This window comes from Nocardia sp. NPDC051832, assembly GCF_040681285.1.
GTDB lineage: Bacteria > Actinomycetota > Actinomycetes > Mycobacteriales > Mycobacteriaceae > Nocardia.
In genome coordinates, this window is sequence record NZ_JBFAYL010000004.1 from 612,267 (window position 1) to 633,731 (window position 21,465).

Here is a 21,465-nt window from a genome sequence, read left to right on the forward strand (position 1 = left end):
GGTCTATTTTTGTCGCATGGGACAGAAGGGCACCGAGACACGAGACCGGCTACTGGACGCGACACAGGAATTGCTCGAGACCGGCGGCTACTTCGGCGCCGGGCTCAATCAGGTGATCGCGTCCAGTGGCGCTCCCCGGGGCTCGCTCTACTTCCACTTCCCCGGCGGGAAGGATCAAATGGTCGGCGCGTCGATCCGGCGGGCCGGGCAGGCGATCAGCGACAGCCTGCATGGGCTGGCCGAATCCAGTGGCTCGGCCGCGGAGTTCGCCGAGGGCGTGCTGAACCAGCTCGGCGACCGGCTCGAACAGTCGGGCTGGCGGAAGGGCTGCCCGGTCGCCACCGTGGCACTGGAGACGGCTGCCACGAATGATCCACTGCAACAGGCATGCTCGGAGGTCTACGCCTCATGGGAGGGCGAGGTACGCGCACGGTTGGCGGACCACCCGGATGCCGATGACCTCGCAGTCACGACCCTGGCGCTGATCGAAGGCGCACTGCTCCTGGCGCGGGCGCACCGAAGCCGGGACCCGCTGACTCGCGTCGCCCGTCAGGTCCGCGCACTGCTGAGCTGATCTCGGCCCGCCATTCCCGGCGGGCCACTTTTTGCACCAGAAAATATGTAGACCGATCTATTTAGGAGTCATAATGGACGCGATCGTATTCGGCGCGACCGGTTTCCTCGGCCGTTCCCTCGTCGCCGAGCTGCTCGCCCGCGGGCAACGGGTGGCGGCGGCTGTCCGCAAGGACACTCTCACCCCGTGGCTGCTCTCCCAGGGCGTGGATATCGCCGGGCTCGACATCGTCACGGCCGACATCACCCAGCCGTTGTCCGGGCTGCCGCAGGTCCGCGATGTGTACAACGCCGCGGGCCGTTACGCCTTCGGCCTCGGCGTGGCCGAGGCGCGGGCCACCAATGTGACCGGGGCGCTCCATGTCGTCGACTGGGCCGCAACGCTTCCCGAGTTGCGGCGGCTGGTGCATATCAGCGGCTACCGGGTCAGCGCGCACGACGGCGCACCCGATTACGCCGAACTGGGCGCGTACGAGGCGTCGAAGGTCGAGGGCGATAGCGCGGTGCGCGCCCGAGCCCGCGCATTGCGGGTGCCGCTGACGATCGCCAATCCCAGTGTGGTGATCGGGCCGGATCAGCACATCGGACTGTCCGCGCTGATCGAGGATCTGTGGAACGGACGGCTCCCCGCGCTGCCGGGCGGACCGGACACCTTCGTCCCGATTGTCACCGTCGACTACCTCGTGCGGTTCCTCGCCGAAATACCGGCAGCACCTGTCGGTGACCATCATTGGATCCTCGACGAGCACACGCCTGTGCTGCCCGAACTGATCGGAACGCTCGCCGACCACCTCGGCGTGCGGGCCCCGCGCCGCCACATTCCCGCCGGCCTGCTGCGCCGACTGCCGGCCAAGCTGACCGGCGCGGATCCCGAGACGCTGTCGTTCCTGTCGACCGACCGCTACCCGACCGCCTCGGCTCGCGTCTTGGCGGCGCAAGCCGGGCTGACAATGCCGCCCGCCGCAGAAGCGTTGCGCCAGTGGGCCGATCACCTGGTGGCCGATCGCTTCGGCGCCACGACACCCTGGTCGCGCCGGTACGGCATGCACGCCGTCGCGGGCAGCCGCACCTGGGTGAACGGCGACCGCCTGGACCCCGAATACGTTCTGCTGCACGGATTACCGATGAACGCCGACACGTGGGCGCCGCTTTCCGGTCAACTGCCCGGCCCGATCCTGGCCCCGGATCTGCCCGGCCTGGGTCGCTCGAGCGCCACCGGCCAGTCGATCGATGCTTGGCTGACCGATCTGCTTAGTCCGGTACGGACCCGCCCGGTACTGGTCGCGCACTCCGCGGCCTGCGGACCCGCGCTGCGATTCGCTGTCGAGAACCCGGACCGCATCAGCGGACTCGTCCTCATCGCGCCGTCGTTCCTGACCGAACCCACCGGGCGAATCCGGTCGAGCCTGGCCGCGCCGATTCTGCGGCATCTGTCGGCCGCCCGGCTGGCCCGCACGCTCAGCCTGCCCGAGTCACCGGAGGCGGAAAGCGCTGCGGCAGATCTACATCGGCCAGGTGTGGCCCGCCGGGTGACCGCCGCGCTGCGCACCGACCGCGCGCAGCGACAGCAATCGCGGGACCTGCTCGATCGCGTGAGCGTCCCGGTGCAAATCATCGCGGGCAGCAGCGACCCGCTGGTCACCACCGTCGGCCACCCGGTTGCCGAGATCGCCGGAGCCGGGCACTACCCACAGCTGACCCACCCCGCACAGGTCGCCGAGATCCTCTCCGCTGTCCCGGCCATGGTGTAGCGCGCCCGAGCTCAGAAGAGCGGCCCGGCCGCGCGCGCTTCCCGTTCCACCTCGTCGTCATCGCGGCGGAATTCCGCCGCGATGGCCCGAATCTGGCGCATCACCAGCTCGGAGAACACCCCGATCGCTTGCACCGTGCGCTCTTCGGCACCGAGATTCAGCGCCTCGGCGGCCGCGACCAGACGCCGCTCCCGCAGGTCGGCGTAGGCGGGATCGTCCTCGGGGAGTCGCTCGATCAGCGTCCGCAGCTCCGAAAGCACCGCCAGCGCCTCCACCAGCTCCTCGCTTTCCTCGGCCATCGCCTCCCCTGTCCCTACCAGTTGCTCGGGTCACCCTCCACGCTACCGACCGCCCACCGCGGTCCGGAAGTGGACAGCCATCATCTCGGCCGGTCCGAGACCATTCGGCCGCGGCACGGTCGGCGCCGCGCATCCGTCCGGTCACCGGCCGAGGTCGGGGGGTCGGTTTCGGCCGGTGACCTTCAGGTGGGCGGTTGCGCCCCGGTGCTCGACCATCCCAGATGAGCACCGACAAGGGTTTCGGTGTGGGCCGGCGCCCGGTTTGGTCTCCGCGGTGGAATTTCCCCGGCTCCGCCGATCGTTCCGAATCCGGCCCCGTTCGATCACGGCCCAGTGAATACTGGTGGCCGAAATGACTGCGCACCGATTGGTCGAGGCCCGGCGGGAGGAGCTGGCGTCTCGCGATGCCGAGGAGACCGTCGCGTTCGTCAGCCAGATGTATGCCGACAACGACCTCCGGTTCTGGAAGTCGCTGCCGCAATGCCGCGTTCGTACCAGCGCCATGGTCTGGGGCGAGATCATGGCCACCGAGATCCGCAGCACCATCGGCTACAGCTGCCGGATCGCGCCGTTGCAAGACCATGTCTACTTCGAACGTTCGCTGCGGGGCCGGGCTCGGCTGCGCGGCGGCGGTCACGACGTTCAGCAGCAGCGCAACGACCTCATGGTGTTCCCGTTCGGGGTGCCGATCCTGGCCGATTGCGACAGCCACGACGTGAACCTGCTGCACATTCCCTACGACGTGCTCACCGATCTCGCCGCGGAATCCGGAATCGATGCCGCCGCTTTCCGATTCACCTCGCTGGTCCCGAGAGATCCACGCAGCGAACGATTCTGGGGCCGGCTGTTCGATCTCACCCACCACGAACTCGCCGCCCCGGACTCGCCGGTGCTGACCGAACTGGTTTTGCAGAACCTGACCCGCACCCTGGCCGCGGCCGCCCTGGCGGTCTTTCCCAACACCACCATGGACCTGCATCTGCAACCCGGCCCGGGCGTCGTTGCGCACTCCGCGTTGCAGCGCGCGATCGACTACCTGCAAGCGAATCCCGCACAGCCGATTACGATTTCGCAGCTCGCCAGCCAATCCGGTACCAGCGTCCGCGCCCTGCAGAACGCGTTCCGCACCCACCACGACACGACACCCTTGGAATACCTGCGGCGGGTTCGCCTCGACCGGGCCCGCCAGGACCTCCGGGCGGCCGAACCCAGTGACGGCTACACCGTCGCCATCGTGGCCGCCCGATGGGGGTTCACCCATCCCGGTCGATTCGCCCAGCTGTACAAGCAGGCCTTCGGCCGTTCCCCGCGGCAGGAGTTGCGGCACTGACAGCCTGCGGACCGTGATTATGATCGTCTGGTGACCGACACCGCGGCGCCGTCGACCCGGCAGGATCGGCGCAAGGCCCGCACTCGCGGGCGGATCCTCGACGCCGCCGAGGAATTGTTCGTCGAGAGCGGCGATTCCGCGACCATCGAGCAGATCGCCGCGACCGCCGATGTCGCGGTGGCCACCATCTACCAGCACTTCACGGGCAAGGACGCCCTGCAGCACGCCATCGTGGAGCGCGCGATCGAAGCCAACGAGCGCCATCTGATGGCGATCTACGACGCCACCGGCGATCCGGTGGAACGGCTGGTCGACGCCGCCGGGGCCTACACGCGGTTCTACCTGGAGTCGCCGCGACTGTTCGCGATGACCCAGTCACACCAAGGCGAGGCCACCGGCGCCGCGGAAGATCCGGCGGCCACCATGGCGGCGGACCGTATTCGCGCCCTGACCGACCGCCTGGCAGGCGTCTTCGACGAGGCCGTACGGCAAGGCCGGATTCGCAAGGCGCCGGGGCGTGACCTGGCCCATGCGCTGTGGGGCTTGCTGAACGGCATCATCGGACTGGCGGCCCGCACCGACTCGCTGCGACTGAGCGAGACCGACCTGCGCGCGGCATTGATCCAGGGCCTGGAGATGAGCCTGGAGGGGTTGGTCACCGCGACCTACCGGGATCGCACCGGACGGTTGAATCGCAAACTGCGACAACGCATCCGATCCGCCTTCGACGGAGCGCACGCTGACGTGCGCACCTAGAACGGCGACGGCATCCAGCGCCGAAGCGCTGCACCCGACCGGCAGGTCGCCTATTCGTCGTCGGCCGATTGCCTGCGGGGGCCGATCAGGGCGATGGCGGTTTCGACTGCGACGTCGATGATTTCGGTGATGTCGCCGCCCTCTTCCACGGTCGAGGCGATGAGTTCGCGGTAGCCGCCGTAGAGGATCGTCGCCATCTGGCGGGACGGCGGGTGCAGGTCGGCGGATTGGAATTCCGGTGTCATGGTGAGGTTCCGGATCAGGGCGACGAAGGCTTCGCTGGTGTCGCGGGTCAGCTGCTGGGCCCGTTCGCCGAGCGCGGGTATATCGCGAATCCAGGCCAGCGTGATCGAGGTATCGCGGCGCGACGCGGCGATCCAGGCCTCGACGGCCTGGCGCGTTTGGACGCGCCAGGGCGCGGTGGGATCGACGGCGGCGTAGATCTGACGGATGGTGTCGTTGTTGCGCTCGGTCAGCAGTGCGATGAAGCAGTCCTGCTTGTCGGTGAAGTGTTCGTAGAAGGTCCGCCGCGAGGTACGCGCACGGCGGACTACATCGGCGACGGTGGTATCGCGATAGCCCTGGTCGCGCACGGCCTCGGCCATGCCGTCGAGGAGCCGCCGCCGGAACTCGGACTCCGGCGCGGCCTCGACAGCGTTTCCGGATCTGGGGTCGGCACGGGTCACGAGCTCAAGCCTAGTTGCCATGGCCTCGGCAACCAGCATCCGCGCCGGGTGGCAGAGGTCAGGCGAAGCGCAGGGTGCCGTCCTGGATCCGAGCGTGCCGCAAGGTGATGAGGTCCTGGGCGTAGTTCATGCCCAGCCGCCAGGGCTTGCGGTGACCGGCGCGCGGGAATTCGTCCATGGACCTGAGTACGTAGCCCGCTTGGAAATCGAGCAACGGCATGGTGGCCACGGAATGGTCCGGCGTGGGGACGCACTGGTCGTATCCGTTGCGATCCATATACCGCAGCACCCGGCACGCGAACTCCGCGACCAGATCGGCTTTCAACGTCCAGGACGCGTTCGTATAGCCGATGGTGAAGACCAGGTTGGGGATGCCGCTGAGCATCATTCCCTTGTACGCCAGGGTTTTCGGCAGCGCGATCGCCCGCCCGTCGACGGTCAGCTCGATCCCGCCCAGGGCGAGCAGGCGCAGCCCGGTCGCCAGCACCACGATGTCGGCGTCGAGTTCGGACCCGGATTCCAGCCGCAACCCGGTCGGGGTGAAACCCTCGATGCGGTCGGTCACCACCGTGGCGCTGCCCTCGCGGATCGCCCGGAACAGGTCGGCGTCGGGCACCAGGCAGAGCCGCTGGTCCCAGGGGTCGTAGGACGGGTTGAAATGGGTGTCCACGTCGTATCCCGCGGGTAGGTGCTTGACGTTCTGGCCGCGGATGAACTTCCGCATCATCCTCGGCCGCCGCCGGCTGAGCTGATAGATCAGCGTACCTACCAGCACGTTCTTCCAGCGGCTGAGCGCGTAGGCCCGCCGGGGCCCGAGTAGCTCACGTAACCGGATGGCGAGCGCGTCCTCGGCGGGCACGGGCAAGATGTAGGTCGGTGAACGCTGCAGCATGGTCACGTGCGCCGCGGTGTCGGCCATCGCCGGGACCACGGTGACCGCAGTGGCGCCGCTGCCGACGACCACGACCCGTTTCCCCGCGTAGTCCAGGTCCGCGGGCCAGTGTTGCGGGTGCACGATCGTGCCCGCGAAGTCCGCTGATCCGGCGAAGCCGGGCGTATGTCCGCGGTCGTAGTGGTAGTAGCCGCCGCAGATGTACAGAAAGGCGCAGGTAAGGGTGGAGGTCGTGTCGTCGTGCCGCACCTCGACTGTCCAGCGGGCCGTCCGCGAGTCCCACGACGCACGGATTACTTTGTGCCCGAATCGAATTCGTTGCTCGATACCGGCTTCCGCGGCGGTGTCGCGAATGTAGTCCAGGATCGCCGGCCCGTCGGCGATGGCTTTCGCCTGAGTCCACGGCCGGAACCGGTAGCCGAGAGTGTGCATGTCGGAGTCCGATCGCACACCCGGATATCGGAACAGATCCCAGGTACCGCCGATCGTGGTGCGCGCCTCCAGAATCGCGTAGCCGCGCCGCGGGAACCGCGCCTGCAATTGGTGGGCCGCCCCGATGCCGGACAATCCGGCCCCCACGATCAGCACATCGAAATGCTCGCTCACACCGCGGCTCCCGCCTGGCCCCTGGCCCGCAGCCTGCGCATGAGCACATCCATCACGTCGTAGTAATGCGTGGGCGCGATCCGCGCGAGCGCGTCGAACAGGTAGGCGTCCGGTCCGACCAGGATGCGTGATTTCCCGCGTTCCACACCGCGGCAGATGATTTCGGCAGCCCGGTCCGGCGAGGTCATCGTCACGGCCTCGAAGTCGGCCGCCATCTGCTCCTTGCTGCGGCCCAGTCCTTCCGGATCCTTGTGCACGCGCGCGTTCCGGGCGATGTTGGTCGTGATGCCGCCCGGATGCACGTTGACCGCGGACACCCCGGTACCTCGAAGTTCCTGCCGCAGCGCATCGGTGAAGCCGCGCACCGCGAATTTCGCCGCACAGTAAGCGCTTTGGTTCGGCATACCGAGCAGCCCGAACACACTGGAGGTGTTGACGATGACGCCGCGGTCCTGTTCGACGAGCAGCGGCAGGAAGGCGCGGGTGCCGTGCACGACCCCGTCGAAGTTGATCTGCCGCAACCACTCGTCGTCCTCGGGCACGGCGTCGAGCACCGACGACGACACCGCGACCCCGGCATTGTTGAACACCGCCGCCAACGGCGCGGGCAGCCAGTCGCGCACCTCGGCGGCGAAGGCGAGCTGGGCGCCGGCGTCGCGCACGTCGAGCACGCGGGTGAGCACCGGCCCGGACAGACTGGCGGCGGTCCGTGCGAGACCCGCCGCGTCGATATCGGCGATCGCGACCGCCGACCCCTGCCGCGCGAGGAATTGGGCCAGGCTGCGCCCGATTCCGGACGCGGCGCCGGTGATCATTACCGGGTGACCGGACAGTGGCCGATTCTTACGGGGCATCGGTGCTCCTCACGGGGGCGCTGAGGTGGTCGTGCAGGAGATCGGCGAGCGAGCTGTGCACGCCGGTGGGCAGATCGTGGCCCATGCCGGGCAGGGTGTGCAGGCGCGCATTCGGAATGGCGGCGGCGGTCGCCGCGCCTCCGGTGGGCGCGACCATCCGGTCGCGATCGCCGTGCAGCACCAAGGTCGGCGCCGTCACCGCGCGGAGTTGGCGAGTCCGGTCGCCGGACTTCATGATTCCCGCCAGCTGACGGCCGACCCCGGGCGCGGGGTGCGGATCGCGATCCCAGGCCAGGGCCGCACGGGCCCGCACCGCGGTCTCCTCGAACGGATAGCCGTGGGATCCGATATGCCGATACATGCGCACCGCGGCGTCGATGTGGTCGTCGCGGGTGCGGGCCGGCCGGCTCATCATCAGCCGCCAGGTCGACCAAGCGGGCCGGCCGATGCGCGCGGCGCCGGTGGTGGACATGATGGAGGTGAGCGATCGGACCCGCGCCGGATAGCGCGCGGCCACCGTCTGGGCGATCATCGCGCCCATCGACATACCCACCAGGTGTGCCGAGTCCAGCTCGAGCGCATCCAGCAGCCCGACCGTGTCCGCGGCCAGATCGTCGAGCTCGTACTGCTCGGAATGCCAACGGCCGCGCAGGAGTTGGATCGGACGCGGCGGTGGGAAGCCGGCGTGCGTCGATCCTCCGACATCCCGATTGTCGAACCGGATCACCTCGTAACCACGGCCCACCAGCAAGGCGCACAGCGGCTCGGGCCACTCGTGTAGTTGCTGGCCCAGACCCGCGATCAACACCAATGGCGTACCGCCTGCCCCGGACCGCTCGTATGCCAGCGTGATACCGCGGCCCACCGCCGCGGACTGCGCGCTCACGCGGTCACTTCGGCGGTGCGCGCGGCGGAATCGGCAGCCGGACGGGCGGCCCGGCGACGGACTACGACGCGGCCCTTGCGGCTCGGAACCATTGCGACACCGCGGAAATGGGTGCCTTCGTCCGCGGCGTCGGTCGGCTCGATGGTGAAGTCCCGGAGCAATGTGCGCAGGACGACGTTCATCTCCATGGTGGCGAACGCCGCGCCGATGCAGCGTCTCGCGCCGCCGCCGAACGGAATCCAGCTGAAAGCGCCGGGCCGGACGCCGAGGAACCGGTCCGGGTCGAAAGTTCGCGCGTTGGCGAACAGCTCCTCGTTCTCGTGCATCAGCCGAATGCTGACGAATACGTTCTGTCCCTTCGGCAAGGTCCACCGACCGAGCTGTAGCGCTTCGGCGCGCACCTGGCGCGCGGTGCCGTCGATGACCGGGCGGACCCGCTGCACCTCGAGCAGCACCGCCTCGCGCAGCTCCGAACCGCCCTCGTCGACCTCGGTAACCAAGCGCCGCAGCACATCCGGATGCCTGCGCAGGCGTTCGACGGTCCACGCCAGGGTGGTCGCGGTGGTCTCGTGCCCGGCGGTGAGCAGTGTCAGGAGTTCGTCGGCGATCTCGCCGCGCGTCATCGCCGAACCGTCGTCGTAGTGCGATTGCAGCATCATCGACAGCACATCGTCGCGCTCGGCCAGCCCGGGATCGGCGGCCGCGCGATCGATCAGCCGATCCACGATCCCGTCGTAGTCTCGCCGGTAGCTCCGGAACCGGGCCCAGGGACCGTAGCGGCCCAGGAACTTTCGCGGCACCGGCACCGCGGCCAGCGCGGAACCCACGAGCACGAGCTTCGGCAGCAGTTCGCGCAATCGGTCGAATTCGGCGCCCTCGGCGCCGAATACGGCGCGCAGAATCACGTTCAACGTGATCCGCATCATCGAGTCCATCGACCCGAATTCCCGCCCGGACGGCCACGCCCCCATCTCACGAACCGCCTCTTCCTCGACCAGCGCCTCGTACACCGCGAGGCGCCGGCCGTGGAACGGCGGCGTCAACAGTTTGCGTTGTTTCCGGTGCCCGTCGCCGGACAGCGCGAACAGCGATCCCGGCCCCAGGAACTGCCCGAGATTGACGTCGAGATTGTCCGCGAGCGCGGGACTCGTGGTGAACAGCGCCTTGACCTCGGCGGGCTCGGAAAGCACCACGGTCCGCCCGAATCGAGGCATGTACACCATGAACGCCGAGCCGTAGCGATCACGCAACCGACGCCCGTAGCGCGTCCTGCGGAAGAGGATCTGCACAGCCTGCACAACCTGCGGCGTGGTCGGCCCGTCGGGCAGCTTGACGGTGTTCATATGCGCCTCCCAGCATTGGTACACCTTCGTACCGAGCTGACGGTACGCTCACGTACCGGATGTGGCAAGAGTCACTAATGCCGAGCTACAGCAGGCCCTGGTCCATGGCGACGACGACGGCATGGGTGCGGTCGCTGACGTCGAGTTTCGCGAAGATGCGCAGCAGGTGGGTTTTGACGGTGGCCTCGGCGATGGTGAGGCGCTTGCCGATCTCGGGGTTGGAGAGGCCGTCGGCGACGGCGCGCAGGACGTCGGTTTCGCGGGCGGTCAGGGCGACCGGGGCGGGACGGCGGATGCGGGCGACCAGGCGTTCGGCGACGCGGGGCGCCAAGACGGTCTGGCCGCGGGCGGCGGCGTGGATGGCCTCGACGAGCTGGTCACGGGTGGTGTCCTTCAGCAGGTAGCCGATGGCTCCCGCTTCGATGGCGCGTTCGATGTCGGCGTCGGTGTCGTAGGTGGTGAGGATCAGCACCTGCGTCGTGCCGCGAGCGATTTCGCGGGTGGCGGCGACCCCGTCCAGGACCGGCATGCGCAGATCCAGTAGTGCCACATCGGGTTTCAGGCGTTCGACGAGGGCGATCGCCGCGCTGCCGTCCGCCGCCTCGCCGACGATGTCGATGGTCGGTTCGGCGGCCAGCAGGGCGGCGATGCCCGCGCGCATGACGACGTGGTCGTCGGCGAGGATCAACCGGAGGCGTTCGGCCATGTCAGTTCCGATCAGTCGGGGGCAGGGACGCGAAGATCCGGGTGCCGTCGCCGGGTGCACTCGTCACGGTGAGCTCGCCGCCGAGTTCGCGGAGGCGGTCGCGCATGCCGTCGAGGCCGAAACCGCGGGCCGTGTGCGGCGTGAATCCGATGCCGTCGTCGGTGATTTCGAGTTCCGGGCCGGCGGGTCCGCGAGCCAGGACAACGCTGACGGTGCTCGCTCCGGCGTGCTTACGGACATTCGCCAGCGATTCCTGTGTGCAACGCAGCAGGGCGATCCGGGTGGGTTGATCGCAGTCGAGGTCGGCCAGTTCCGCGTGCACGATCAGCCCGGTGTCTTCGGCGAACCGGTCCAGGATGCGGCGCAGCGCCGGCGCGATGCCCCCGGTCGCGCCACCACCGGCGGGCGCGGCGCCGACGAGAACCCTTGCCTCCGTGAGGTTCTCGCGGGCCGTGCGCTCGATCGACAGCAGCTGCCGGGCGCTGGTCCGCGGGTCGGTCTCCAGCCCGCCGCGCGCCGCCTCGGCCAGCACGATGATGGAGGCGAAGCCCTGGGCGAGGGTGTCGTGGATCTCGCGGGCCAGGCGTTCGCGTTCCTCGGCCGCGCCCTGCCGCTGGTGTGCGGCGGCCAACTCCGCCTGTGTTCGCCCCAGTTCGGCGGCGAGCACGCGGGCGCGCTCGTCACCTTGCCGCAGGACGCGGTCCATCCACAGTCCGAGCAGAACGCCGCCGGCCAGGCCGATCAGGGTGAAGACCACATTGCCGGGCGATTCCCGCACCGCGCCGGCGGTCCCGAGGAGAGTGGCCACCGCGGCCGCACCGGTCCAGCCGATCGCCTGTCGCGGGGTCGTCGTGTAGATCCAGAACATCGGGAGCGAGACGATGAAGAACGCCGCACCGCCGTCCAGCAGGATCGCGGTCCCACCGAGCACCAGGACGAGCACGCCGAGGAAGCCGCTCGGCCGAACCAACGGACCGCGGGGAAACACGAGCAGGATGAGGTAACTCGCGGCGAGTACGGCCACCAGCGCCCACGTTCCGTACTTGGTGGCGTCGATCCGGTCGTGCACCGCCACCAGCGGCGGGCACAGGCCGAACAGCGCCCAGCAGAGGAAATACCACCGTCGCAGGATCCGTATTCGAAACCGGTCGTCGGTACGCGGGGGCTGGCTCACTTCGATCAGCCTACGTTCACCGGGACACGGCCCGCGCGGACCGTGGCGGGCCGGCGCGGCCACCAGGTTCGGTCACCGAGCAGGAGCAGCAGCGCGGGCAGGATCACGATCCTGATGACGAACGCGTCGAGCAGTACCGCCGCGGCGAGCGCGAAGCCCATCTGCTTCATCTCCATGATGTGCAGCGGGATGAAGCTGGCGAACACGGTCACCATGACGAACGCGGCGCTGGTGACCACGCCCGCCGAACCGCCGACACCGTCGAGAACCGCCTGCCTGGTCGACGCGCCGTTGTCCACCGCCTCCTGAATGCGGCTCAGCACGAAGACCTGATAGTCCATCGACAGACCGAACAGGATTACGAAGAGCAGCAACGGAACTCGGGAACCGATGCTGCCCGTCGAGCTGAAATCGAGCAGGGTCTCGGCCCAGGTGCGCTGAAAGACCAGGGTCAGCAACCCGAGCGCGGCGCCGGCCGAGAGCAGGTTCAGCACCACACCGACCGAGGCGAGGACGACGGAGCGAAATGCCGCGGCGGTCAAGGCGAAGGTCACCAGCAGCAACGCTGCGATGATCAGCGGCAGTTTCCGCTGCTGATGCTCGGGATAGTCGGCGTAGCGGGCGACATCGCCGGTGACCGCGTAGTCGACGTTGCCGAGCGTGCCGATCGTGGCCGGAACATGGTCCGCGCGCACGCGTTCGAGTGAACGCAACGCCGCGCGGTCGCTGACGTAGTGCGGCACAGGCAATTCGAGCAGGCTGACCCGGCCGTCGGCCGAGGTGCGCAATGCCGCGGTTCCCGTCAGCTCGGGATCGCTCGCGGAACGTTCGGCCAGGGCCCGCAATGCGCCGGCAACTTGTTCCGCTCGTGCCGGATCCGCCGCCACCACGACCTGGTGCATCGACTTCAGTTCCGGGAAGGCGGCATTGAGCCGATCGAAGGTTTGCATGGCCGGGATGGTGCGCGGATGGGTCTCTCGTCCCATATCGGTGAGTTCGAGGCCGAGTATCGGGGCCGTGAGCGCGAGCATCGCGAGCACTGAGATAGCCAGTGCCGAAACAGGTTTGGCCGCGATGCGACGGAGTACGGCGCGGGTGAACCGACCGCCCTGCGCGGGTTCCCGGCGCACGCGTGCGGCCCGGGCGGTGAGCACGGTCAGCAGCGCGGGCAGCGCGGTCAGCGAGCTCGCCACCGAGACCAGGGTGACCAGGATCGCCGCGGTCGCGATGGAGGAGAAGATCACGTCATCGGCGAGATACAAGGTCGCGGAGGAAGCCGCGACGGCCAGCCCCGACACCACGACGGCTCGGCCCGAGGTCGCGGCGGCTATTTCCACCAGCGCCCGCGAGTCCAGCCGGCCGCCGGAGCGCGCACGCTCCTCCCGGGCACGCTTCAGGTAGAACAGCGTGTAGTCGACGCCGACCGCCAAGCCGATGAGCAGGATGATGTTGGTGCCGACCCCGTTGTCCGGGAACAGATGTGAGGCGGGCATCGACAAGCCGATGGCGGCGACGATGGCGGAGACAGCCAGCAGCAACGGCACCAGGGCCAGCGTCAGCGAGCGGAACACCACCAGCAGCGTGAGCAAGGTGACCGGCACCGCGATCATTTCGGTCCGGGCCAGATCCCGCCCCCGCAACGCGTCGACACCCTTGCTGACCGAGGGGCCGCCGGTCTCCTCGATCAGCAGTGCGGGATGGGCTCGCTGCACCAGCTCGGTCTGCGCCCGCAGGGCCGCCACGTGCTCATCAGCGGCGAGCTCCGCCCCGGCCATGGTCACATCGACCCGCAGGGCCGTCCGGTCGGCCGAATACACCGGCGCGGCAACGGATTCGACCTCTGGCAGCGCCCGCATCCGGTCGCTGATCTCGCGCGCCGCGGTGTCCGCCGCCGCGCCCAGCCGCGCCCCGTGATCGGTGATCAGCACCCGCTCCATCGGCCGCTGCTGCAATCCACCCGAGGTGGCGATCGCCTCCCCGCGCCCGGCCTCGCCGATCCAGAAGTCCTCGGTCGCCGCGGGTTTCCCGCCGATTCCCAGGCCGATCCCGAGGCACAGCGCCACGAACACAAACCATCCGACAATGGCCGGCCACGGACGGCCCGCGCTCCAGCCGGCTATGGCTACCAAGCGATTTCGCATGCCCCAATGCTGCTGGGCCACGTGCCGCCGCCGACAGCCTCTACCGGTCGAACTTGCTGTCCACCGATCGGTGGACAGCACCGCACACCCGGAGTACTACTCGTGGGTCAGCGGCGGTACATGTTCTCGATCTCGTCGGCGTAGCGCTCGGCGATCACATGGCGTTTGACCTTGAGCGTCGCGGTGAGTTCGCCGGAATCCTCGGTGAAGTCGTGCTCGAGCACGGCGAACTTCTTGATGGCTTCAGCGTGCGAGACGGTGCTGTTGGCGTCGTCGATCGCCCGCTGCACCTCCGCCCGGAGCGCGGGGTCGGCGCGCAGGTCGGCGATGGTCGCGTCGGCCGGCTTGCCGTTGGCGGCCTTCCACGCGGTGAAGGCCTCGAGGTCGATGGTGGTCAGCGCGGTGATGAAGGCCCGCCCGTCGCCGAGCACGACGGCTTGCGAGATCAGCGTGTGCGACCGGATGAGGTCTTCCATCGGGCCGGGCGAGACGTTCTTGCCGCCCGCGGTGACCAGCAGGTCCTTCTTCCGTCCGGTGATCGACAGGAATCCGTCTTCGTCGAGCTCGCCGAGATCGCCGGTGCGCAGCCAGCCGTCGGGCCGGGCCGCGGCCGTGGCCTGCTCCGCACGCCAGTATCCGGCGAACACCACACCACCGCCGAGTTCGATCTCACCGTCCTCGGCGATCCGAACGGCATTGCCGCCCAGCGGCTTACCCACAGTTCCGATTTTCACCGCGCCCGGGACGTTGACGCAGTGCGCCGCGGTGGTCTCGGTGAGCCCATAGCCCTCGTAGATCGGGATCCCCGCGCCGCGGAAGAAATGCCCCAGTCGCGGCGCCAGCGCGCCGCCACCGGAGATGACGAACTCGCAGTCCCCGCCCAGCGCCGCCCGCAACGGCGCGTACACCAGCCGCTCGGCCAGCGCGTGCCGCAGCCGCGACAGCACCGCCGGGCGGCGGGCGAATCCGCCTGTGCTGTCCATCTGCTCGCTCCACCCGATCGCGGTGCGCTCGGCGAATCGGAATACCGCGCCCTTGGCCTTGCCGCCGTCGTGCGCCTTCTTGTACGCACCGTCGCGCACCTTCTCGAACACCCGCGGTACGCCGAGGATCGTGTGCGGCCGGAAGCGCGTGAATTGCGTGGTGATGGTCTTGAAATCCGACCAGTGCGCCTGGGTCATCCCCGCCTCGACGGCGGCCATCGACACAGCGCGGGCCAGCACGTGCGCCAGCGGCAGGAAGGTGAGCATCCGCTGCCCCGGGTGCGCGACCTCGCCGATGCTGGCAGTCAGGATGCCGCGCACTTCCGAGAGGAAGTTGCGGTGCGTCAGCATGCACCCTTTGGGACGGCCGGTCGTTCCGGAGGTGTAGACCAGGGAGGCGAGATCGTCGGCGCGCAGCCCGTCGAGCCGCTCGCGCAGGACCTCGTCGGGCACGTCGGCGCCGTCGGCGAGCAACACGGCTTCGGCCCCGTCGCCGATGACCAGCGTCCGCCGCAGCGTGTCCGGCGCATCGGTGAGCAGCTCCTTGTGCCGGGCGGTCTCCACCACCGCGACCGCCGCGGCGGAGTCCTCGAGGATCCAGCGCACCTGATCGGCGGCGGACGAATCGTAGACGGGAACGGTGACCGCACCCGCGGCCAGAATCCCGAAATCGAGCAGCGTCCACTCGAACCGGGTCGCCGACAGCAGCACCACCCGGTCTCCGGGCTGAATCCCGTTGGCGATCAGCCCTTTCGCGACGCCGGAGACCAGGCGTGCGAACTCCGCGGCGGTGACGTCGAGCCAGTGCTCGCCGACCGGCCGGGAGAACAGCACTCGCGCGGGCGCTTGCTCGGCCTGGAGGTAGACGGAGCGGACGATGGTTTCGTCCTCGGCGATGGCGAAGGTGGTGGCCGCGGCGAACTCACGCATGATTGTCTCCAATGGTCGGACCGGGTTGATGGAAGCGGCGCAGCGCGCGGGCGAAGTCTGCGATCTCCCCCGGTCTCCAGTCCGCGGTGCGCTCGCCGAGCCGAGCGAGATCGTGTCCGTTCACTTCCTCGAGCACAGCCCGCCCCCCGGCGGACAAGGTCAGCGGATAACCGGCGTGCAGACTGCCCTCCCCGGCCGTCACCCAGCCCGCGTCCATACAGGCCCGCAGCTGCCGCGACACGGTCGACCGATGCACTCCGAAGGACTCGGCGATCTCGGTCGCCCGGCAGCCCGGATTCCGGCCGATATAGGACAGCGCCGCCTGCTGCGCGAACGAGGGCAGTCCCTCGGCGGCGGGACGGCTGACAATGATCTCGCGGACGATGTGCGTCAGCGCCTCGTGCACGTCGACGAGTTCGGGAGACCACTGCCCAGGTGGGTGTTGCATGGCGCAACTATAAACCCCACCGCTGGTTACCCCACAAAAATCCCTTCCGACCTCGGCCGGAAGGGATCTTTTTCGCGATTCAGCTATCGGTACGCTCAGTACCGGCACATCCATTCGGTGCCGTAATGCGCGGCATTGCCGCCCTCGAGGTGCACCCACGTCCCCCTGCCGTCATCCCCGCACGGCGCGCCCTCGACCGGCGGCGGCCCCGGCGGCGGCGGAGGCGTCGACGGCCGGATCCCCGGCAGCCCCCGGAACATGCCGTCCGGCACCCAGATGGAGATCCCGGGCGCGGGCTCCCAGAAATCCGCACTGGCGGTCGCGGTACTGACAAGCGGCGCCGCGATCGCGCTGGCAACTGCTGCGGTGAGCACTACTGCAAATCGTTTCACTACCGGCCTCCTCGCGGAACAGGTTGAAATCATCTGACAACGCTCTATCAGTAACTAGAGAGTAGCTGTTAGCCGATTTCGCCCGATTCCCGATAAATGTGAGCTCCCACACATCCGAAGGCCCGCCGCGCCGCCCCTACAAAGTCCGGCAGCCGGGCTCGGAACCGATGAAGCCGCCGAGGGATTGGCAGTAGTGGGTGGCAGCGTCCGTTCCGGCCACCCGGAATGGCCTGCCGCCGTCGTCGATAGTCGTTGTTCCGGTGCGGCCCAGGGCATTCCACGCTATCTCTATGACGAACGCGCAGTCGCACGCTCCTGCCTTGCCGTGCACCTCGAAACTTTCGGCGTCGGAGAGACTCACCTGATAGGGGAATCGCATCGGGCGCCGGTGGCTTTCCGGGAGGCGGGCGCCGAAGAAGGGATCGAAGTAGTCGCTGAGCGATGGCGGCTCGGTATCCAGATCCGCGGTAACGAATCGATACGGTGTGTCGCCCGCCCCCATCTCGACGACATGGGTCCCGGTGATCGGCGGCCGGCGTTCGGTCACCCGGACTGTGAGCCCGGTCAATGTCACCTCCGCCGCCGAGGTTCCTTGCAGTGTGAAGGTCACCACCAGGGCAGAAGCAGGAACGGCCGCGTTCCGGTCGACCCAGCGCTCCCAATCCTCGCGCCATTTGTCCTGATCGTCCGCATAGATCGGTAACTGACTCGACTCCGTCAGTGTTCGCGCGGTCATCCAGCCGACGCCACTGGGCCGACGGGTATCGATCACCATCGTGAACGGCAGCGCGTCCGGATCGCTCTTCTTCTCCGAATTCGTCGGCACGAGTAGCGCGCCGATCACCGTCGCAACGACCGCCGCGACGACTCCCGCAAGCCAGCCGCCGAACGGTTTGACGCGCTGCAAGATTGGGCCGATACCCCGCTGCGCCGGAGGCTCCGCGCGGTCCGGCTCGGGCTCCGGACGCGGCGAAGGCGCGCTCTCCTCCATACCACAACTATAAGCCCCGAAAGGCTCAGGAAGCGCGGTCGAAGGCGTAGTCCGCCAGGCGGAATCTTCTGCTGCGCCAGGCGGTTTCGAGGGTGGTCGAGGCGCGCAGGGGGACGTCGCCGTGTTTGTCGAAGTAGTAGCTGTTGGCGTCGGCGCAGGTGGCCTGCCAGAAGATCTGGTTCTTGCGGCGGGCGAGCATTTCGGCGAAGTAGCGCTGGTTGGCGGCCGCGGTTACTTCGATGCGGTTCGCGCCCACGCGGCGGGCGTGGCGCAGGCAGCGCAGGATGTGCTGGGTTTGGGCTTCGATCAGGGTGAAGTAGGAGGAGCCGTTGTAGCCGTAGGGGCCGAAGATGGCGAAGTGGTTGGGGAATCCGGGGACGCTGACGCCCTCGTAGGCCTGGAGGCGATGTTCGTCCCACCATTTCTCCAGTTCGAGACCGCCGGATCCGACGAGGCGGTAGGTGGGCATGTTGCCGGACTCCATGACCTTGAATCCGGTTGCGAGGATCAGGATGTCGAACTCGTGGGTGCCGCCGGTGACGGTGTGCACCGCGCCGGTTCCGGCGTGGCTGATCGGGTCGGTCTCCAGGTGGACGTTCGAACGGTTGAAGGTGGCGAGATAGCTGTTGTGGAAGCTGGGGCGTTTGCAGCCCAATCCGTATCGCGGGGTGAGCTTTTCGCGGATCACCGGGTCCTGCACCTGAGTGCGCAGGAAGTTGCGCCCGACGGCCTCGCCGACGCGTCCGGTGGGCAGCACCCGGCCGTAATGGGCCGCGATCGGGAAGGTCACCTCGACGAACGCCTGGCTGGCGATCCGCGCGGCCTGGCGCGCCACCGGGAGACGCTCGAGCACCCATCCCGCGGGTCGCGCCAGCGGCGCGTCGAGTTTGGGCAGGCACCAGATCGGGGTGCGCTGGAACACGGTCAGCTCCGCGACCTCGCGCGCGATCTCAGGGATGACCTGAACGGCCGAGGCGCCGGTACCGATGATTCCCACGCGCTTGCCCCGCAGCGGCACCTGGTGATCCCAGCGCGAGGTGTGCATGGTGATTCCGGAAAACTGTTCCAGCCCTGGTATTTCCGGCAGTTTCGGCCGGGTGAGCACACCTGCGGCGTTGACCAGGAACCGAGCGGTGATCCGCTCCCCCGCATCGGTGGTCAGCGTCCACCGATTCCCGGGCTCGTCGTATTCGGCGGTCTCGATCGCGGTGCGCAGGCGCAGATACGGGCGCAGCCCGTACTTGTTCACGCAATGCTCGGCATAGTTCTTCAGCTCCTGCCCGGGCGCGTAGGTGCGCGACCAGGCCGGGTGCTGCTCGAAGGAGAACTGGTAGCTGAACGAGGGAATATCCACGGCGACACCGGGATAGGTGTTCCAATGCCAGGTGCCGCCGACCCCGTCCGCCTCGTCGACGATCAGCAGGTCGGTGTACCCGGCCGCGATCGCTTTGATGGCGAATCCGATGCCGGAGAATCCGGCGCCGATGACAACGATCTCGTGCTCCACTGTGCTGGTACTGCTCACGTGCCCATCCTTCTCAGTCGCGTTCTCGCCGGCGCGCCACCATCGGCAGGCCGTGCCGCGGGCGCAGCGTCAAGGTCGCCTCCGGCTCGACGGGATGCCCCGGCACGAGATCGAAGACGTAGTGCTGGCTCAGCAGCGCCGTGATCAGCACACCCTCCATCGTGGCGAAGCTGGAGCCGATGCACATCCGTTTGCCGCCGCCGAACGGCAGATACGCCGACCGCGGGCGGCTCGGATTCGCGCCCGGCAGGAAGCGCCCGGGATCGAATTCCTCCGGATCGGCCCACCAGCGCGCGTCGTGGTGGATGTGGTGGGTCGGGATGATCACCGTGGTGCCCCGGCGAATGTGATGCCCGTCGATCACGTCGTCCTCGACCGCGACTCGCGGAATCGCCCACGCCGGCGAGAAATAACGCATCGCCTCCTGGAAACACGCTGCGGTCCAGGGCAATCGGGCCAGATCCGCGACCGTCGGGGTGCGGCCTTCGAGCACGGTGTCGACTTCGTCGAGCAGGCGGGCGCGGGCCGCGGGATTCAAGGCGAGCAAGTACCACATCCAGGACAGCGCGTTGGCGGTGGTTTCGTGTCCGGCCAGCATGAACGTGAGCGCCTCGTCGCGGACCCGCCGCAGCGGCAGCGGCCCGTGCTCGTCGGCGGCTTCGAGCAAGTGGTTCAGCAGATCCGGGCTGTCGGTGCGGTGAATGTCGCGCTCGCGCACCAGCGCCCACACCTCGTGGTCGAGGATCCGCACGATCCGCTGCACCTTGCGGAACGGCGGCGGCAGCGGCACCGGCGTGAAGGCTGCCCGAGCGGTCAGCCGCCACACGGGCGTGGGTGGTGCGGCCACGACGAACACTCGCTCCAAGCGTTCCGCGAAGCGCAGGCCGCCGGTGACCAGGTCCGACATTCGTGTCGCGATGGGCCCGAATTGCTGTCCGAACAGCGCGTTTCCGACCACATTGAGCGTCAGCTGCACCATTTCGCCGACCATGTCGACCTCGAGGCGTCCGGACTCGCCGTCGAGCTGATCCAGCCGTGCCTGGATCGGTTCGATCATCAGATCGATCAGCCCGTTGAGATGACGGCGGGCGAACATCGGATTGAGCAGGGTGCGGTGCCGCTGCCAGGACTCACCTTCGTCGGTGAACAGGCTGACCCCGAGCAGCGCCCGCAGAATCTCGTATTCGAAGGACTTGCGGTACTTCAAGCGCCCGGCGTGCAGCACGTGGTCGACGTAGTCGGGATGATTCAGGGCCACGTAGCGCCGAGTTCCGGCCCGGAATCGCATCATGTCGGCATGGCGCGAGCAGCCGAGCAATCCGGCGCGGTGGTCCAATCCGATGGCCAGCGCCTCGAATGTCGCTCTGGCGGTGTTCGTGCGCATGCTGGGCGCGGGTTTGCCGGAGCGCTCCGGACGTTCGTCGATGACCTGGGCATGTGGTGCCATGCCGACCCTCCTCGGGCGATACGACTCTGTATCGAATGCGCCAACTGGGGACGACTGTCACCACTGACTGCGCATGTCACCAGTTTGTGAGCGGGCCGCCGGGTTGTCAAGATGGAAAGCGTGACCGAAGCACGCACCTGGGGCGGCCGCAGCGCCGCCCAGCGCCGCACCGAGCGCCGGGACCGGCTGATCGAAGCCGCCCTTGACGTTTGGCGCGCGAGCGGCTGGACCGCGGTCACCATCCGCGCGGTCTGCGCACGAACCGCGTTGAACGACCGCTATTTCTACGAGACCTTCGCCGACCGCGACGAAATGCTGGTCGCCGCCTGGGAATACGTCCGTGACGACATGCTGGCCGCGCTCACGGCCGTCTTCGGCGAACACGCCGGCCGTCCGCTGCCGGAACTCATCGAACGCGCGTGCGCCACTGTGCTACAACGCATTTCCGACGACCCGGCCGCCGGCGCCATCCTGCTGCGGCACCACGCGGGCAGCCCCGCCCTCGAAGCCTGCCGCGACCGCGCCCTCCGACTGACCGCCGACCTCGTCGTCACCGGCGCCGAGGTCTACGTCCGCCCCGGCACCGACCCGCTCGCCCTGCGTATGGACGCCATTGCCGCGGTCGGTGGTTTCGTAGAACTGATCAGCGCCTGGCAATCCGGCCTCCTCGACTGCGACGCCGATTTCATCACCCAGCGCCTGGTCCACCTGTCCGCGACGCTGGGCCAGCCCTACCTCGACAGCCTCTGAGC

The 21,465-nt window shown here is 68.4% G+C and carries 20 protein-coding genes; 5 read left to right on the forward strand and 15 right to left on the reverse strand.

What is annotated here, in order from left to right; all coding sequences use genetic code 11:
- The first annotated feature begins 16 nt into the window (after positions 1-16).
- Together AB0M14_RS28265 and AB0M14_RS28270 are read left to right on the forward strand one after the other, a co-directional pair.
- Positions 17-574, forward strand: coding sequence for a TetR/AcrR family transcriptional regulator (locus AB0M14_RS28265; RefSeq protein ID WP_365000015.1), 558 nt, complete (start codon positions 17-19; stop codon positions 572-574).
- Between the two features lie 73 nt (positions 575-647).
- Entirely contained in the window at positions 648-2,324 is a 1,677-nt protein-coding gene (locus tag AB0M14_RS28270; protein WP_365000017.1) for an alpha/beta fold hydrolase, read from the forward strand.
- A gap of 11 nt (positions 2,325-2,335) precedes the next feature.
- Here AB0M14_RS28270 and AB0M14_RS28275 read toward each other — a convergent pair whose 3' ends face one another.
- Complete coding sequence (locus AB0M14_RS28275; RefSeq protein ID WP_365000019.1) at positions 2,336-2,623, reverse strand: hypothetical protein; 288 nt, start codon at positions 2,621-2,623, stop codon at positions 2,336-2,338.
- A gap of 352 nt (positions 2,624-2,975) precedes the next feature.
- On the opposite strand from AB0M14_RS28275, the gene AB0M14_RS28280 reads away from it, so the two are divergent.
- Positions 2,976-3,953 (forward strand): helix-turn-helix transcriptional regulator, encoded by a 978-nt coding sequence (locus AB0M14_RS28280; protein WP_365000021.1) that lies wholly within the window; start codon positions 2,976-2,978, stop codon positions 3,951-3,953.
- A 30-nt stretch (positions 3,954-3,983) separates the two neighbouring features.
- Positions 3,984-4,709, forward strand: coding sequence for a TetR/AcrR family transcriptional regulator (locus AB0M14_RS28285; RefSeq protein ID WP_365000023.1), 726 nt, complete (start codon positions 3,984-3,986; stop codon positions 4,707-4,709).
- Between the two features lie 50 nt (positions 4,710-4,759).
- On the opposite strand, the gene AB0M14_RS28290 is transcribed toward AB0M14_RS28285, so the two are convergent.
- The 14 genes from AB0M14_RS28290 to AB0M14_RS28355 form a co-directional block, all read right to left on the reverse strand.
- Positions 4,760-5,395, reverse strand: coding sequence for a TetR/AcrR family transcriptional regulator (locus AB0M14_RS28290; RefSeq protein WP_365000025.1), 636 nt, complete (start codon positions 5,393-5,395; stop codon positions 4,760-4,762).
- 58 nt (positions 5,396-5,453) lie between these two features.
- Positions 5,454-6,893: an NAD(P)/FAD-dependent oxidoreductase gene (locus AB0M14_RS28295; protein WP_365000027.1), complete on the reverse strand. Its 1,440-nt coding sequence runs from the start codon at positions 6,891-6,893 to the stop codon at positions 5,454-5,456.
- Entirely contained in the window at positions 6,890-7,747 is an 858-nt protein-coding gene (locus AB0M14_RS28300) for an SDR family NAD(P)-dependent oxidoreductase (protein WP_365000029.1), read from the reverse strand. Before AB0M14_RS28300 ends, AB0M14_RS28295 begins: the two co-directional genes overlap by 4 nt.
- Positions 7,737-8,633, reverse strand: a complete 897-nt coding sequence (locus AB0M14_RS28305; protein ID WP_365000031.1) for an alpha/beta hydrolase — start codon at positions 8,631-8,633, stop codon at positions 7,737-7,739. The genes AB0M14_RS28300 and AB0M14_RS28305 overlap by 11 nt, the downstream gene beginning before the upstream one ends.
- The gene (locus tag AB0M14_RS28310) at positions 8,630-9,976 is read right to left on the reverse strand and encodes a cytochrome P450 (protein ID WP_365000033.1); all 1,347 of its coding nucleotides are present in this window, start codon (positions 9,974-9,976) and stop codon (positions 8,630-8,632) included. The genes AB0M14_RS28305 and AB0M14_RS28310 overlap by 4 nt, the downstream gene beginning before the upstream one ends.
- 85 nt (positions 9,977-10,061) lie before the next feature.
- Positions 10,062-10,682 (reverse strand): response regulator transcription factor, encoded by a 621-nt coding sequence (locus AB0M14_RS28315; RefSeq protein ID WP_365000034.1) that lies wholly within the window; start codon positions 10,680-10,682, stop codon positions 10,062-10,064.
- 1 nt (position 10,683) lies between these two features.
- The gene (locus AB0M14_RS28320; RefSeq protein ID WP_365000037.1) at positions 10,684-11,856 is read right to left on the reverse strand and encodes a sensor histidine kinase; all 1,173 of its coding nucleotides are present in this window, start codon (positions 11,854-11,856) and stop codon (positions 10,684-10,686) included.
- 5 nt (positions 11,857-11,861) lie between these two features.
- Positions 11,862-13,997, reverse strand: coding sequence for an MMPL family transporter (locus tag AB0M14_RS28325; protein WP_365000039.1), 2,136 nt, complete (start codon positions 13,995-13,997; stop codon positions 11,862-11,864).
- 107 nt (positions 13,998-14,104) lie between these two features.
- Positions 14,105-15,910, reverse strand: coding sequence for a long-chain fatty acid--CoA ligase (locus AB0M14_RS28330; RefSeq protein WP_365000041.1), 1,806 nt, complete (start codon positions 15,908-15,910; stop codon positions 14,105-14,107).
- The gene (locus tag AB0M14_RS28335; protein WP_365000044.1) at positions 15,903-16,358 is read right to left on the reverse strand and encodes a MarR family winged helix-turn-helix transcriptional regulator; all 456 of its coding nucleotides are present in this window, start codon (positions 16,356-16,358) and stop codon (positions 15,903-15,905) included. Before AB0M14_RS28335 ends, AB0M14_RS28330 begins: the two co-directional genes overlap by 8 nt.
- Positions 16,359-16,453: 95 nt before the next feature.
- On the reverse strand, positions 16,454-16,750 hold the full coding sequence (locus tag AB0M14_RS28340; protein ID WP_365000046.1) for a hypothetical protein: 297 nt from the start codon (positions 16,748-16,750) through the stop codon (positions 16,454-16,456).
- A gap of 136 nt (positions 16,751-16,886) precedes the next feature.
- A complete protein-coding gene (locus AB0M14_RS28345) occupies positions 16,887-17,741 on the reverse strand; it encodes a hypothetical protein (RefSeq protein WP_365000048.1) in 855 nt (284 codons plus the stop codon).
- Positions 17,742-17,766: 25 nt separating this feature from the next.
- Positions 17,767-19,266 (reverse strand): NAD(P)/FAD-dependent oxidoreductase, encoded by a 1,500-nt coding sequence (locus tag AB0M14_RS28350; RefSeq protein ID WP_365000050.1) that lies wholly within the window; start codon positions 19,264-19,266, stop codon positions 17,767-17,769.
- 13 nt (positions 19,267-19,279) lie between these two features.
- Positions 19,280-20,713 carry a cytochrome P450 gene (locus AB0M14_RS28355; protein ID WP_365000052.1) on the reverse strand — a complete coding sequence of 478 codons (1,434 nt, stop codon included), beginning with the start codon at positions 20,711-20,713 and terminating at the stop codon, positions 19,280-19,282.
- Between the two features lie 120 nt (positions 20,714-20,833).
- On the opposite strand from AB0M14_RS28355, the gene AB0M14_RS28360 reads away from it, so the two are divergent.
- Positions 20,834-21,463 carry a TetR family transcriptional regulator gene (locus AB0M14_RS28360; protein WP_365000054.1) on the forward strand — a complete coding sequence of 210 codons (630 nt, stop codon included), beginning with the start codon at positions 20,834-20,836 and terminating at the stop codon, positions 21,461-21,463.
- The last annotated feature ends 2 nt before the right edge of the window (positions 21,464-21,465 follow it).